The following is a 14549-nucleotide window of genomic DNA, read 5'->3' on the forward strand; positions in this document are numbered from 1 at the left end:
CCTGAACATTAAGCCTCTTTAAGTTATAAAGCTATTTTAAATATAAAGGTACAGAGGTACTTTTTAATATAAAACGACGCACTAAATCTAAGGATCTTGCTGCAACCACTTTTTGGAAGTAATTTCGATTACCTTTTATAATAAAATGTTGGGTATTCATTTTGGTTGCATCTCCCCATGCAATCCATACCGTGCCTGTAGGTTTTTCTGTTGTTCCTCCTGTTGGGCCTGCTATACCTGATACGGCTATAGCTATATCAGCATTACTATGTTTAAGTGCTCCTTGTGCCATGGCAATAACTGTTTCTTTACTCACGGCACCATAACTTTCTAATGTTGTTGGTGGAACCGACAGCATTTTAGTTTTCATTTTATTTGAGTAAGTCACATAACCGGCTTCAAATATTTGAGAAGAGCCTGCCAACGCTGTTATTTGGCTTGCAATTAACCCCCCTGTACAAGATTCTGCTGTAGTTATTGTTAATTTGTTATCTAATAATTGCTGAAACACACACATAGGCAAGCTTAAGTCATCGTCTTTTATTTCACCTAATATATGATCATTTAATACCTGATAAACTTTTGTTAGCCATGTTTCTTTTAAAGTGTAAGCTGTTTTTGTATGAGTAGTTAATTTCAGCTCTAAAGTAGGGGAGTTAGCTCTATAGCCTACTTCTATATTTGAAGGTAAATCGGGTAGATGTTCTTCCATTAACATTTGAAGTTTTGATTCACCAATGCCAAAGGTTTGCAATCGCGTGGTATGAAGAAATTCTTGTTTCGGTAATTGACTTTTTAGTTGAGGAAGTATTTCTTCGTTAAGCATTATTTTTAATTCGCTTGGTACTCCGGGCGTGCAAAAAATATCACAATTATTTAGCTTGAGGTGAATACCCACAGCACTACCTGTTCTGTTATTAATAATATTGCAAGTTTCAGGTAATAACGCTTGTTTTAAATTAGCTTTATCAAGGGTTAACTCTCGCTTTTCTGCCCATTGTTGCAGGTGTTTTATAGCTTGTGAATTTTCTTCTAAAGATAAGTTGGCAGCAATTGATAATGCTTCAGAGGTTAGGTCGTCGCTTGTAGGACCTAGCCCGCCATTTATAATAAGTATGTTCGCAATTTCACTCATTACTTTTATTTCATTAACAAGTGCAGGTAAGCTATCAGCTATGGTTACGCGTCGGGTAACATCAATACCCAATTCTTTCAATTGTTTAGCAATATAGGCAGAGTTTGTATCAATAACATCACCGTTTATAAGTTCATTACCCGTAAGTAGTAATTGTAAATTGATGTTAGACATGTGTTGACCTTAAAAAATAATAATAGGGATTATCATAAATACTATCTTGGTGTATTTATACTTTTATCATTGATTTTGTTCTATTAATGTTTATTCAAACGTATCTAATAAACAAGTTTAACGTTAGAATAAATGCAAGGCTTTAGGATAAGGAGTACTTATTATTTTGGCTAAGGTATTTGATCGGAATATGCTTTTAGGGTACTGGTATCGTGGAGATTCGGATCTTCATGGAAACCAAATGACAGAATTTGCCCGTATAGAGCCAGACGGTAGTTTTGAATTTTCATTTATTCAATACAATAAACAAGGAGAAGTCGTTGAAGAAGTTACTGAGTTAGGGGATTGGGGATTAGTAGGTGATATTCACTTTACCATAACAAAAGGTGAACTCATCGATGAAGAACATTACGGTGCTGATATGGCTGATGAAGAAAATTATCAAGCCTATAAAGTGCTGGAATTAGACAGTAGCATTGTAAAATACCAACACATAATTACTGAAGAAGTGTTTATCCTAAGACGTGTTGTTGATAAAATAGCACACTGCTAGTGACAGTTGGTTGAGCTAATAGCGCTGTTACCTATTGTAAGTTAGATTTATGTAAATGTTTTCGTTTGATTTAATGAAAATTATTTACCGCATTTTTTTAAATTTTGAGAGAGCAATGAAAAGAATTAAAGACGCAAGTTTAATCACCGCAATAAAAACTCCTTATAATGCGAAAGGTGAAATAGACCTTGCAACCTATGACTTACTTGTGGCTAAACAACTAGAAGCTGGCGTAGACGGAATTATTGTTGGAGGCACTACTGGCGAAGGTCATTTACTTAGCTGGGAAGAGCATTTAATGCTTATCGCCCATAGTGTTAATCAATACGGTGATCAGTTAATTATTGTTGGCAATACTGGAAGTAATAATACCCGTGAAGCAATAAAAGCAACTAAAAATGGTTTTGCTATGGGGATGCATGCTGCTTTACAAATTAACCCATATTATGGACGTACTTCAGAGAAAGGAGTTTTAGAGCATTTTAAAACGGTTTTAGAAATTGGTCCTGCCTTTATTTACAATGTACCGGGTAGAACAGGACAAGATGTTACTCCTGATATTATTGAACCCTTATCAACGCATAAAAACTTTATTGGTGTAAAAGAATGTACAGGCAATGATCGTATTGCTTATTACGAAAAACAAGGCATTGCTTGTTGGTCGGGTAACGATGATGAAAGTTTTGCGGGTAGACATGAGTTCGGTTCGCATGGTGTAATTTCTGTTACGTCTAATATTATTCCTAAAATTATGCGTACATTAATGGATAAACCTGATCATGCGTTAAACGATAGTGTTAAAAACTTAATGAGCTGGATGTTCTGCGAGCCTAATCCTATTGCATTAAATACGGCTCTTATGATGACCAAAGCGGTTAATCCTGTGTTTAGACTGCCATATCAAGCATTAAACCTTCAGCAAAGAGAAGAAGGCTTAGCGCTTTTAAAAGAGATCGATAGTAGTGATCTTGTTGGCGATGGTTTATCGCTAATGTCTGACGACGACTTTACTTACAGAGCTTAACTTTTATTTAATGCTAAATTGTTAGAGCAGCTAAGGAAGGCCTTAGGTGCTCTGGTAAGCTAAAAGTTTTATGCTCAGGTGTTGTGTTTATTTCACCGAAAGGGCAATCAAACGATAACGAAAATGCACACAGTTGCAGATCAATATTTTTTTTAATCTTCTCTTCAAGCACATCATCTTTTTCTTTAATACCATGTAACCTATCGCCGACAACAGGCATATCGATACTTGCTGAGTGAATACGTATTTGGTGTTTTCTACCCGACTCTATTTTTACGTTAACTAAAGACACATCAATATTTCTATTGTAATCAATACAAGTAAAAGTACTGAGTGCTTTCTTCCCATCCACGTCAATACTAATATTGTCAGGTTGTGAGCGTTGGTTATGATCACCATGAACTAAAATTAGATAATGTTTTTCTAATTGATGATGTTCAAATTTTTGACTAAAAGCTTGTGCCATTTTTTTTGTATGAGCAATAACAATAAGACCCGTTGCCGCTCGGTCTAATCGATGCACAATAAATACAGGACGCTCTGGCTGTAAATGAGTTTGAGCCCAACGTGCTATTGTACAATGGTCGCTCCATTTAGAGCCTTGCGAGAGCATACCGTAAGGTTTGTACCACACACTATAATCGCCCATATCTTCGATTAAGATTGCTTCATTAGGCTCTTGTTTAAGTACACCTTCGTTATAATAAAAATGTAATTCATCACCTTTTTTTAAGGTTTTTTTTAATCGACGAAAACGCTGAGTTGATTTACCTCTGGTTAACCACAAAGCACCTTTAGCTATCGCTTTTTTTATATCTGCAATACTTATGTTACAAACCGCGTCTAATTCAATTAATGCATTGCTCGCCTCAGTAGTAACAATAAGGTGTTTTTCAAAAATAATATTATCAGAAGTGTTCATTGAGTTTTTCAAATAAGTAGAACGAAAATAGTTCAAGCTAAAGTTATAAGGTGTAGTTTATCAAACAAGACAATGACCTGTCGGACTTTTGATAGTAATATACAAAATTAATGAGATGATACTTTTAATTAAATAGCAGGGGTTGTAATGGAACGTGATTTAACACTTTTTCCTCAAGATGATATTGGTGAATACTTATGGGATGCCGTTAATACGGGAAATGATATTACCCAAGAAAGAGAAATTGAATTTACTGTTATTTTTAAGTCGCAAGAGCAAGCACTAAAATTTGGTCATTTATTATTAGAAAACAATCAAAAATTGTCTTTATGTCCGTTTGATGAAAATGCTGATTATCCCTGGGAAGTTACCGCTTATCCGTTTATTGGTGCTTCGTATGAAAATATTACGGCTTACCGCCATTTGTTAACTGAAAGCTCAGCGCCTTTTGAAGGTGTGTTTGATGGTTTTTATTTTCCAGTAAATTAGTTCCTTTCTATAAGCTAAAGAGCACTATGATTGATATTAAAAAATTTGATGGCATCAAAAAAACGAGTGCTAAATCATTTAATAACCAAAAAGCGTTAATAAAAAAAGTTATGGCGGGAAGTGTTATTACTTGCGAAACCTGCGGTACGCCAATAAAGCTTGTATTACCTGAGCAATCTAAAACACCAGGGCTATATTGTACTAAAGGCTGTACCGATATTGCTTTAGATTTTGAGCTTTAGTTATACCCGTAACCTTCAAGATTCTGAAATACGCACCTTGATTGATAATGGGGATATTATATCAGTCAAACATCTTCAAATTATATTTTGACGTGCCAACTAAATTATAATAAATAACCTGAACTTGGGCTAAAATAAGCATGTCAATGCTATAATTTTTGAGTGAATCAAGGCTTATAGCATTGATAATAAAATATGTGTTTATCTCGAGTTCAGGTTAAATATTTTATTCTTCTACCAATGTAACCATTATATCATCAACATAAAAGTCAACAGCTATATCATTTGCTTCAACATAAATTGCAGCAGAATTTTCTGTAGTTGTTATTGTATGCGTGTAAGTACCTGATAGTTTCACCCAATTACCTGCACTTACTGTTGTAAGAGTAGTAAGTTCAAGGTAGTCAGTCTTTTCAGTTATAGTCCCATCGGTATCTACATCGTGTTTTATTTCTAGAGTTAGCTTCATTCCAGGTGTATGAGTACTCGTATCATCAGATAACTTTACCCATGCAGAAACGCTATAAGTTTCATTAGCCGTGAATAAGCCCTTAACATCTTTTTGTATACCTTGCCAAGTAGCCGTACGTCCTACAACTAAAGCGCTATTATTACCAGCGTGTACTTCGGTAGTTTCTAAACTTACTGTTGCATCACCACGGGCTAACCATGAACCAAGTCCAGCTTCAAAGTTACCATTTGTTAACAATTCGTTTGAAGCATCCGGAGTTTCAACTTCTCCAAAGTACTCTACTAATGCATCAGCGAAACCTTGTAATGCTGGTTTTGGTGTATAGTCATTGAAGAATAATAATGGCCATTCGGTAGTAGGTTCAGGCCAGGTTTGTAACCAGCTATCTCCATCAATTACTCCCCAAATAGTGATGCCACCACGTTGATCTTCAGGAACTACATCTAGGTATGCTTCAACAATATCATGATAATACTGCTTTTGTTCATCAGCTCTTTCACTTGTAAGGTAAGTTAATTTTGCTCCACCTTCATTGTTCATACGAACATCCAGCTCAGTTATTTTTACTTTTAGACCAAGATCTACGACTTTCTGTAGCTGTGCTCTTATTGTTGTAATATTAGGACTGTTAACTGAAATATGAGACTGGAAACCTATGCCATCAATCGGTACGCCATCAGCTTGAAAATCAGTAACCATATCAATAACAGCATCTAATTTAGTAGCATTCCAGATCAGGTTGTAATCGTTGTAGTATAAGTCAGCATCTGGATCTGCTGCTCTTGCTGCTGTAAATGCTCTTGGTATAAATTCAGTACCAATGTTTTCGTACCAAACAGATGCATCGGCGCCATCAGTAGTCGTTTTTGCACCACGGTATTCACCATTTTCCATAAAGGCTTCATTAACAACATCCCAGCTAGTCACTGTATCGTTATCACCTTCTTCTTCAAAATGAGTGGCTATTTGTGTTACATGATTTTCCATCATGGTTATCCAGTCAGCTTTCTCACCTTCGAAACTTTGCATCCAACCCGCTATTTGTGAATGCCATACAAAAACATGACCGTGTACAGTGAGTGAATTGTCTTTAGCATAGTTAACAAGTTCATCGGCATCATCATAGAAAAACTCGCCTTGAGTTGGTTGTAAATAGGTAGGCTTCATAATGTTTTCAGCAGATAACTGATTAAAGTGTAGTTCAATAACCGTTTGCACTTCAGGTCTGTCGATTATGCTGTTAGCAAAACCACCCGCTGGAACCGCTACACCAATGTTAAAATCAGGCGATATTACTTTTAAACTGTGTGCTGTAACTGCGCTGTATTCTACATCCGGAATTTCTTCAACCGGTGCATCAGGTAGTAGAATGCCTGAAAATTCATCTAGGTATATAGACTTGCCAATATTCTCTTCTTTTGAAAAATGAATAGCTAATCTAATCAAGGAGTCTGCTTCAGCAGTAGCCGCTGTTAGCGTGATTTTTTGCCACTCACCTGTTAGCGTTTCTTTTATTAGAGCGAGTTGACCATAGGCAGGAGCTGGTGTTTGAACCCAAAAGTCAGCACTTGCTCCTTCTTCACCTTTAACCCAAACACTAAATTCGTATACTTTACCCCCAACAACAGGAATATCTTCATAAGCTGCTTCAATTGCCCATGGGTTTGCCCCTAAAGCCTCGACAACAACTTCAATTGCCTTTGTTCCTTTATAACTATTAACACCTTCTGTTGACTCGATTACTTCAATGGTAGAAATAGCACCGTCTTCTTGAGAAGGTCTTAACACCCAGTTGCCTAATGGTGACATTTGGCCGGCAGAATCTTCTTCAAATCCACCATTAGTTATGTCAGCCATTTCTGGTTCTTCTGGTACTTCAGGTGTTTCTGGCACTTCAGGTGTTTCAGGAGTCTCTGGAACCTCCGGAGTTTCTGGCACTTTAGGATCTGTATCACTCCCCATACATGCAGTTAATAGAGACATAATGGTCACTATTCCTGCCACTTTAACTAAGGTTTTATTCATTTTTATATTTTCCTATGTTTAAAAGAAGAAAAAATGAGTCTGCGTACTAAAAGCCATCGAGACTTTATTCTAAGGCTTACTTTTATTTATATTGTGTTAAGCCTAGAAATACTTTTATAAAACCAAGTAAATCGGTATTAAAAAAAGTTAGCGTTATCATTTGTTCTTGAGCACTATTACATGTGTATTTTGTTTATGTCAATATGGTTTTTATTTAATGTAGATCAATGTTATTGGTGTTTTATTGTTTATCTCTTTGTGTGGTAAAGGTTTATGGTCATTTTTACATTATCTGAGGTATGCAAGATATTTTGATTTGTTTGTTAGCGTTATCATTTAAAAAGGGGGCTGGGACGTTGCAGGCATAAATAGATTGATGAAAATTTTGATGATTGTTTAAGCGGGATTTGTCTTTCTATCTCGAAGAGATTTTTGTATTAACATTGTTGAAATTAGAGTGGGTAATAAAAAAGGGCACAAAATGCACCCTTTACTTTATATAAGAATTTGTATTACAACGTACCGGTATTTAACCAATAAATTTACGAGCGTTACGGAACATTCTTACCCATGGCGAATCTTCTTGCCATTCGTCAGGGTGCCATGAGTTGGCTACGGTTCTAAATACACGTTCAGGATGTGGCATCATAATCGTTACACGACCATCAGTTGTTGTAAGAGATGTAATACCATCTGGTGAGCCGTTAGGGTTTGCAGGGTATGTTTCAGTTACTTGACCGTAGTTGTCTACATAACGAATAGATACAGTGCCTGATTGGTTAGCTGCATCGATTGCTTCGTCTGAACTAAACTCTGTTCTACCTTCACCGTGAGAAACAGCGATCGGCATTCTTGAACCTTCCATGCCTTTAAAGAAGATTGAAGGGCTTTCTTGAATCTCAACTAGGCTGAAACGTGCTTCGAAACGCTCTGATTTGTTTTGCACAAAACGTGGCCATGCTTCAGAGCCTGGGATAATTTCTTTAAGGTTAGATAACATCTGACAACCATTACACACACCTAAACTGAATGTGTCTTCACGGTGGAAGAATGTTTTAAACATTTCACGTGCGTTAGCGTTGAATAAAATTGATTTTGCCCAACCTTCACCAGCACCTAAAACATCACCGTAAGAGAAACCACCACAAGCGACTAAACCGTTAAAGTCAGCTAAGTCAGTTCTACCTGCTAAAATGTCAGACATATGAACATCAATAGCTACAAAACCAGCACGGTCAAATGAAGCAGCCATCTCAACATGAGAGTTAACACCTTGCTCACGTAAAATAGCAATCTTAGGGTTGGTGTTATTAATAGCATCTTTCGCGATTAAGTCTGCAACAATATCTTCATTAATATCAAACGTTAGCTCAGCGTTTAAGCCTGGATCTTCAGTATCAAATTTAACGTCATGTTCTTGCTGAGCACATTCAGGGTTATCACGTAGTGACTGCATCTTGAATGTGGTTTGTGCCCAAAGTGTACGGTAGTAAGTACGAGTGTTAGCTAATACTTCTTCACCATTACGAGTAAAGCGAATGGTATCTTCATTGTTCAAAGTACCAATAGCGTTACAACAATCGGCAATATTATGCTCTGCAAATACAGCGTAAACTGCGTCTAAATCACTTTCGCGTACTTGAATGACTGCACCTAACTCTTCGTTAAATAGTATTTCTAAGTCACTACCTTTCAGTGTAGATAAGTCGATATCTACACCGGTGTGACCAGCAAATGCCATTTCAGCAACAGTGGTAAATAAACCGCCGTCAGATCTATCGTGATAAGCGATTAATTTTTGTTGAGCTACTAATGCTTGAATAGCATTAAAAAAGCCTTTTAATGCTTCTGGGTTATCTACATCTGGTGTTTCAGTACCAAGTTGTTTATAAACTTGTGCTAAACATGAACCACCTAAACGATTTTTACCTTGCGATAAATCAATTGCGATAAGGGCTGTTTCACCTAAATCAGTACGTAATTGTGGGGTTACTGTTTTACGAATATCTTCAACAACACCAAAGGCTGTAATAATTAGAGATAAAGGTGAAGTAACCGACATTTGTTCGCCGTTCTCTTCCCCTTCTTTTGTCCAAGTGGTTTTCATCGACATTGAGTCTTTCCCCACTGGAATTGTTAATCCTAATGCCGGACATAACTCTTCACCAATGGCTTTAACTGCTTCGTATAAACCAGCATCTTCACCAGGGTGACCCGCTGGTGACATCCAGTTTGCAGAAAGTTTAATACGGTTTAAATCGCCTATATCAGCACAAGCAATGTTAGTTAACGATTCAGCTACAGCTAAACGAGCAGACGCTCCAAAGTTTAATAAAGCAACGGGTGTACGTTCACCTAACGACATAGCTTCACCGTGGTAAGAATCAAGAGCAGATGCAGTTACACCACAGTCAGCTACTGGTACTTGCCAAGGACCAACCATTTGATCTCTGTTAACCATACCGGTTACCGATCTATCACCAATGGTAATAAGGAAAGTTTTTTCAGCAACCGTTGGTAACGTTAAAATACGCTGTGCTGCATCTTCAAGAGTAATATTATCTAATGCGAGTTCGTCACCAGCAGCAGTGGCTGATTTAACATCTCTAATAATTTTAGGGGTTTTACCTAAAAGTACGTCTAGTGGTAAATCGATAGGAGTTTTTAAGTTATCAACATCAGCAAAGTGTGAGTCAGTAACCGTTAAATGTTCTTCTTCTGTTGCTCTACCTACTACGGCAAATGGCGCACGTTCACGTTCACAAATTTTTGTAAATTGCTCTAACTGCTCATCAGAAACGGCTAATACATAACGTTCTTGTGATTCATTACACCAAATTTCATGAGGTGCCATACTGCGTTCGTCGTTTGGTACATTACGTAATTCAAATACACCGCCACGACCACCATCAGAAACTAATTCAGGAAATGCGTTAGATAAACCACCCGCGCCAACATCATGAATAAATAAAATTGGGTTTGCATCACCTAACTGCCAACATTTATCGATGACTTCTTGGCAGCGACGTTCCATTTCTGGGTTTTCACGTTGAACTGAAGCAAAGTCTAAGTTTTCAGCTGACTGACCTGAAGCCATTGAAGAAGCAGCACCACCACCTAAACCAATGTTCATTGCTGGACCACCTAACGCGATTAAGTTAGCACCAACAACAATGTCACCTTTTTGTACATGTTCATCACGAATATTACCTAAACCACCGGCAAGCATAATAGGTTTGTGATAACCACGAACTTCTTTACCGTTAAAAGAATTAACTTCTTCTTCGTAAGTACGGAAGTAACCTAAAATAGCAGGGCGACCAAATTCGTTGTTAAATGCAGCACCACCTAATGGTCCTTCAAGCATAATGTCTAATGCAGAAACGATACGCGATGGTTTACCAAAATCTGTTTCCCAAGGCTGTTCAAAGTTAGGAATACGTAAGTTTGAAACTGAAAAACCCACTAAACCCGCTTTCGGTTTTGAACCAACACCGGTAGCACCTTCATCACGAATTTCACCACCACTACCCGTAGCTGCACCTGGGTATGGAGAAATAGCGGTAGGGTGGTTGTGCGTTTCAACCTTCATTAAAATTTGAATGTCTTCATGGTTATAACCATATTCATTCGTTACTGGGTTAGGGAAGAAGCGTCCGCCTTTATTACCCACCATAACCGCAGCGTTATCTTTATAAGCGCTTAGTACGTAATCAGCATTAAGTTCGTGAGTATTACGGATCATTTTGAACAATGATTTTGGCTGTTTTACGCCATCGATTGTCCAATCTGCATTGAATATTTTATGACGACAATGTTCAGAGTTTGCTTGAGCAAACATGTAAAGTTCGATGTCGTTAGGATTACGACCTAATTTAGTAAAGTTTTCAAATAAGTAATTAACTTCATCTTCAGCAAGCGCTAAACCTAAGTTAATGTTTGCAGCAACTAATGCACCTTTACCGCCGTTCATTATATCGATTGATGTTAACTCACCTGGCTCAGCTGATGCGAAAAGTGAAGTTGCTTGACTCATTTCTGAAAATACAGCTTCCATCATACGATCATGAATTAAGTTATTTAACTGAGCTTGTTGTTCGTTTGATAATTCTTCAGTTTGAATGTAGTAAGCAATACCACGTTCTAAGCGAATAACTTTGTTTAAACCACAGTTATGTGCGATATCTGTTGATTTAGATGACCACGGTGAAATAGTGCCCGGACGAGGTGTAATTAATACAAAATCACCTGCGGGTTCATGTGTTTCAATAGTTGGCCCGTATTTAAGCAGCTGTTGTAAAACGTGCGACTCTTCGCTAGTAAGTTCTTCAGATATATGAGCAAAGTGAGTGTATTCTGCATAAATATCAGTAACAGGAAGTGATAGCTCAGCACATTGGATAAGTAATTTTTTTACTTTAAATTCAGAGAGTGCAGGAGCCCCGCGAAGGGTTTTCATCAACATCGACATAGTCTATTTCACCGGGTTAGATTAATAAGGAAAAAAGCGCGCGTAGTATATACCTAATTCATTTTAAGATACAGCAATCAGTGTGACTTTAACGGTGAAAATCTTCTACTTATTCATGCTTAACTTGTTTGAAAATAAATATAGAAAATACATGCTTATTTTTTAATATAATCAAAAGGTAAAGTTAATTATATAGGGATTAAATTAAAAAGTTCTTTGCGAAATAGAGTAAATAACGACACAATAAGCGTTATGAACAACATACTACGAAAACTTTCAGATAATATATTATATACAATAAAGTTTATTTTATTGTTAGGTGTTTTTATATCTGGATGCCAACCTGTTAATCAAGTTTCTGGTCTGCAAAGAATTATAGATCGTGGCTACGTGACGGTAGGTACTTTATACGGACCTACTAGTTATTACATTGAAGCTGAAGGGCCAACAGGTTTTGAATACGAACTTGCTAAAACTTATGCTGATTATTTAGGCGTGAAGCTTGTTGTGGTACCTGCCTATCATATAGATGACTTATTCCCTAAATTAGACTCTGGCGACGTTGATTTTTTAGCAGCAGGGTTAGCAGTAACGTCTAAACGTTTAGAGCAATATAGTGTCGCACCAACTTACGATAAAGTTAGCCAAAAACTTGTTTTTAAACAAGGGAAAGAAAGACCTAGAAGATTAGATGCCCTTAACGGAAAATTGGTTGTAACTGCTAGAACCAGCCATGCAGAAAATTTAGCTAAATTAAAACGCAGTAATAATGACTTAGTATGGGAAGAAAGCTCTGAGCTTGATGCTGAAGAACTTTTATTAAAAGTATTAGAAGAAGAAATCGATTATACGGTTATAGACAGTAATGCGCTTGCAATCAGTCGTCGATATTATCCAGAAATAAGTATTGGATTTACTATAAAAGAAGAAGAGCAATTAGCTTGGCTAGTAAATAAACAAAATGATACCTCTATATTATCTAGCTTAGTTGAATTTTTTGGACAAGTTCATCATGACGGTTCTTTGTTGGCTTTAGATGATAAATATTATGGTCATATTGAACAGTTCAATTATGTTGATACGCGTATGTTTATCAAAGCGATTGAAGAAAAATTACCAAAATATCAACCTATATTTGAAAAATATGGTCAAGAGGTTGATTGGAAGTTGTTAGCAGCAATAAGCTATCAAGAGTCTCATTGGAATCCTAACGCTCGTTCGCATACCGGCGTTAGGGGGATGATGATGTTAACTTTACCCACCGCCAAGCAAATGGGGATTAAAAGTCGACTTGACGTAGAACAAAGTATTAGTGGCGGTGCCAAGTACATTAAGCGTATGATTGAAAAAATGCCTGAACGTATTCCATATCCTGATCGTTTATGGTTTGCTCTAGCTTCATATAATGTTGGTTTTGGTCATTTAAATGATGCGCGCATTATTACTCAACGACAAGGTGGAGACCCCGATCGTTGGGTAGAAGTAAAATCCCGCTTACCTTTATTAAAACAAAAGAAATATTATAAAAAAACCAAGTATGGGTACGCGCGTGGCGATGAGCCTGTAAATTACGTTGAGAACATTCGACGTTATTACGATACGTTAGAATGGATGGATCAACAAAGTATTGATGAAGAAGATGTTATTGTTGAAGATGCACCTATTGAAGCTTTATCTGTAGAGCCTAAAGAAGCAACATCTCTTGAAAATGATGAAAAAACTGAATATTCCCCTTTAGCTGAACCTGTTAGCTCTTAAATTTACCTCCGAATATAAATAAATTGTTTGTTGTCATATTTTATTCATATTATATAAGCATAATGATATTTAAAAAGGAGATACGTAATGTCATTTAATACAAGAAAACGTTTAGTTAGCTGCCAAAGAAGAAGACAGTTAAATCGTCAAAAAAGTAAAACAATGGGTCGACGTCAGTCACAATTTATACAAGAAACTATTTTGTTAGAAGAAAAGAGTAATTAATTACAACAACTAATTGAATATTTTTAAGGATAAAAATAGATCTATTTATTCATGCAATGGCTATAATTTTTTAGTCTATTATTAAGAATATTGTTTTTTGTGGTAAAAGTAGTGGATAATGCGCCTCCTTAAATGTGGAGATTATCATGCGGTATGCACTAGGTATTGAATACGACGGCAGTAAATACTGTGGTTGGCAACGCCAAAATAATGGTATTGGTGTTCAGCAAAGGGTTGAAGAAGCTTTATCTAAAATAGCTAACGAACCTATCGAAGTTATTTGTGCTGGGCGAACCGATACAGGCGTTAATGCAACGAATCAAGTTGTTCATTTTGATACTGATCAAATTCGTAAAGACGTTGCGTGGACGCTTGGCGTTAATACACACCTTCCTTCCGATATAGCGATTTCTTGGGTTAAACCTGTAAGTGATGAATTTCATGCTAGGTTTAGTGCAACAGCCAGACGTTATCGCTATGTTATTTATAATTCAAGATTACGTTCCGCTATTCTTAGTCATGGCATTAGTTTTTGTCATCAGCCATTAGATGAAAATTTGATGCATCAAGCTGCCCAGTTATTATTAGGGCGTCATGATTTTACTTCTTATAGAACGGTTCATTGTCAATCTCACTCTGCTATAAGAACTTTATATCACTGTAATGTAAGTCGTTTTAATAATTATCTCGTTATAGATGTAAAAGGTAATGCTTTTTTACATCATATGGTGAGAAACATTGCTGGTTCATTAATGGAAGTAGGACAAGGTGATCGTCCAGTTTCATGGATCAAGGAAGTACTAGAGGCCAAAAATAGATGTGTTGCTGGAATGACAGCAGCTTCTGCTGGACTCTATTTTGTTGATGTTGATTATCCTGAAGAGTTTGATATTCCGAAGCGAGATTTAGGACCACTGTTTTTAACTTAAAGAAAAAACTACGCGAATAGCGTAACTTTTAGTATTAAAAATAGTGTAAAATATGTTTTAATTATGGGTTATATTAGATTATTACTATGTGTTTGATTGTTTTGATGGTTTTTTAATCGTTTCAATCATC

The 14549-nt window shown here is 36.6% G+C and carries 11 protein-coding genes; 7 read left to right on the forward strand and 4 right to left on the reverse strand.

The window, feature by feature from the left end:
* Nucleotides 1–31: 31 nt before the first annotated feature.
* Nucleotides 32–1309: a CinA family nicotinamide mononucleotide deamidase-related protein gene (locus AC0L5Q_RS19190; protein ID WP_473613152.1), complete on the reverse strand. Its 1278-nt coding sequence runs from the start codon at nt 1307–1309 to the stop codon at nt 32–34.
* Between the two features lie 241 nt (nt 1310–1550).
* Here AC0L5Q_RS19190 and AC0L5Q_RS19195 point away from each other — a divergent pair, with 241 nt between their 5' ends.
* Entirely contained in the window at nt 1551–1862 is a 312-nt protein-coding gene (locus AC0L5Q_RS19195) for a hypothetical protein (RefSeq protein ID WP_473613153.1), read from the forward strand.
* Between the two features lie 115 nt (nt 1863–1977).
* The gene (gene dapA, locus AC0L5Q_RS19200; protein ID WP_473613154.1) at nt 1978–2886 is read left to right on the forward strand and encodes a 4-hydroxy-tetrahydrodipicolinate synthase; all 909 of its coding nucleotides are present in this window, start codon (nt 1978–1980) and stop codon (nt 2884–2886) included.
* A 13-nt stretch (nt 2887–2899) separates the two neighbouring features.
* Here the strand turns inward: dapA and AC0L5Q_RS19205 are convergent, their stop codons facing one another.
* Entirely contained in the window at nt 2900–3808 is a 909-nt protein-coding gene (locus tag AC0L5Q_RS19205; RefSeq protein ID WP_473613155.1) for an RluA family pseudouridine synthase, read from the reverse strand.
* Nucleotides 3809–3955: 147 nt separating this feature from the next.
* Here AC0L5Q_RS19205 and AC0L5Q_RS19210 point away from each other — a divergent pair, with 147 nt between their 5' ends.
* Together AC0L5Q_RS19210 and AC0L5Q_RS19215 are read left to right on the forward strand one after the other, a co-directional pair.
* Nucleotides 3956–4297, forward strand: a complete 342-nt coding sequence (locus AC0L5Q_RS19210; RefSeq protein WP_473613156.1) for a ribonuclease E inhibitor RraB — start codon at nt 3956–3958, stop codon at nt 4295–4297.
* 26 nt (nt 4298–4323) lie between these two features.
* Nucleotides 4324–4539 carry a hypothetical protein gene (locus tag AC0L5Q_RS19215; RefSeq protein ID WP_473613157.1) on the forward strand — a complete coding sequence of 72 codons (216 nt, stop codon included), beginning with the start codon at nt 4324–4326 and terminating at the stop codon, nt 4537–4539.
* 226 nt (nt 4540–4765) lie between these two features.
* On the opposite strand, the gene AC0L5Q_RS19220 is transcribed toward AC0L5Q_RS19215, so the two are convergent.
* Complete coding sequence (locus AC0L5Q_RS19220) at nt 4766–7036, reverse strand: endo-1,4-beta-xylanase (RefSeq protein ID WP_473613158.1); 2271 nt, start codon at nt 7034–7036, stop codon at nt 4766–4768.
* A 529-nt stretch (nt 7037–7565) separates the two neighbouring features.
* On the reverse strand, nt 7566–11495 hold the full coding sequence (purL, locus tag AC0L5Q_RS19225; RefSeq protein ID WP_473618336.1) for a phosphoribosylformylglycinamidine synthase: 3930 nt from the start codon (nt 11493–11495) through the stop codon (nt 7566–7568).
* A gap of 264 nt (nt 11496–11759) precedes the next feature.
* On the opposite strand from purL, the gene mltF reads away from it, so the two are divergent.
* From mltF to truA, 3 genes are all read left to right on the forward strand, one after another.
* Nucleotides 11760–13265 (forward strand): membrane-bound lytic murein transglycosylase MltF, encoded by a 1506-nt coding sequence (gene mltF / locus AC0L5Q_RS19230; protein WP_473613159.1) that lies wholly within the window; start codon nt 11760–11762, stop codon nt 13263–13265.
* 87 nt (nt 13266–13352) lie between these two features.
* Nucleotides 13353–13490: a hypothetical protein gene (locus tag AC0L5Q_RS19235; protein WP_473613160.1), complete on the forward strand. Its 138-nt coding sequence runs from the start codon at nt 13353–13355 to the stop codon at nt 13488–13490.
* A 146-nt stretch (nt 13491–13636) separates the two neighbouring features.
* A complete protein-coding gene (gene truA, locus AC0L5Q_RS19240; protein ID WP_473613161.1) occupies nt 13637–14419 on the forward strand; it encodes a tRNA pseudouridine(38-40) synthase TruA in 783 nt (260 codons plus the stop codon).
* Nucleotides 14420–14549: the final 130 nt, after the last annotated feature.

Source organism: Pseudocolwellia sp. G5-9, assembly GCF_055808995.1.

Excerpts from the sequence above, each read along its gene's own strand:
- AC0L5Q_RS19190 (WP_473613152.1), bottom strand. The coding sequence starts at position 1,309 with ATGTCTAACATCAATTTACAATTACTACTTACGGGTAATGAACTTATA.
- AC0L5Q_RS19195 (WP_473613153.1), top strand. The coding sequence starts at position 1,551 with ATGACAGAATTTGCCCGTATAGAGCCAGACGGTAGTTTTGAATTTTCA.
- dapA (WP_473613154.1), top strand. The coding sequence starts at position 1,978 with ATGAAAAGAATTAAAGACGCAAGTTTAATCACCGCAATAAAAACTCCT.
- AC0L5Q_RS19205 (WP_473613155.1), bottom strand. The coding sequence starts at position 3,808 with ATGAACACTTCTGATAATATTATTTTTGAAAAACACCTTATTGTTACT.
- AC0L5Q_RS19210 (WP_473613156.1), top strand. The coding sequence starts at position 3,956 with ATGGAACGTGATTTAACACTTTTTCCTCAAGATGATATTGGTGAATAC.
- AC0L5Q_RS19215 (WP_473613157.1), top strand. The coding sequence starts at position 4,324 with ATGATTGATATTAAAAAATTTGATGGCATCAAAAAAACGAGTGCTAAA.
- AC0L5Q_RS19220 (WP_473613158.1), bottom strand. The coding sequence starts at position 7,036 with ATGAATAAAACCTTAGTTAAAGTGGCAGGAATAGTGACCATTATGTCT.
- purL (WP_473618336.1), bottom strand. The coding sequence starts at position 11,495 with ATGAAAACCCTTCGCGGGGCTCCTGCACTCTCTGAATTTAAAGTAAAA.
- mltF (WP_473613159.1), top strand. The coding sequence starts at position 11,760 with ATGAACAACATACTACGAAAACTTTCAGATAATATATTATATACAATA.
- AC0L5Q_RS19235 (WP_473613160.1), top strand. The coding sequence starts at position 13,353 with ATGTCATTTAATACAAGAAAACGTTTAGTTAGCTGCCAAAGAAGAAGA.
- truA (WP_473613161.1), top strand. The coding sequence starts at position 13,637 with ATGCGGTATGCACTAGGTATTGAATACGACGGCAGTAAATACTGTGGT.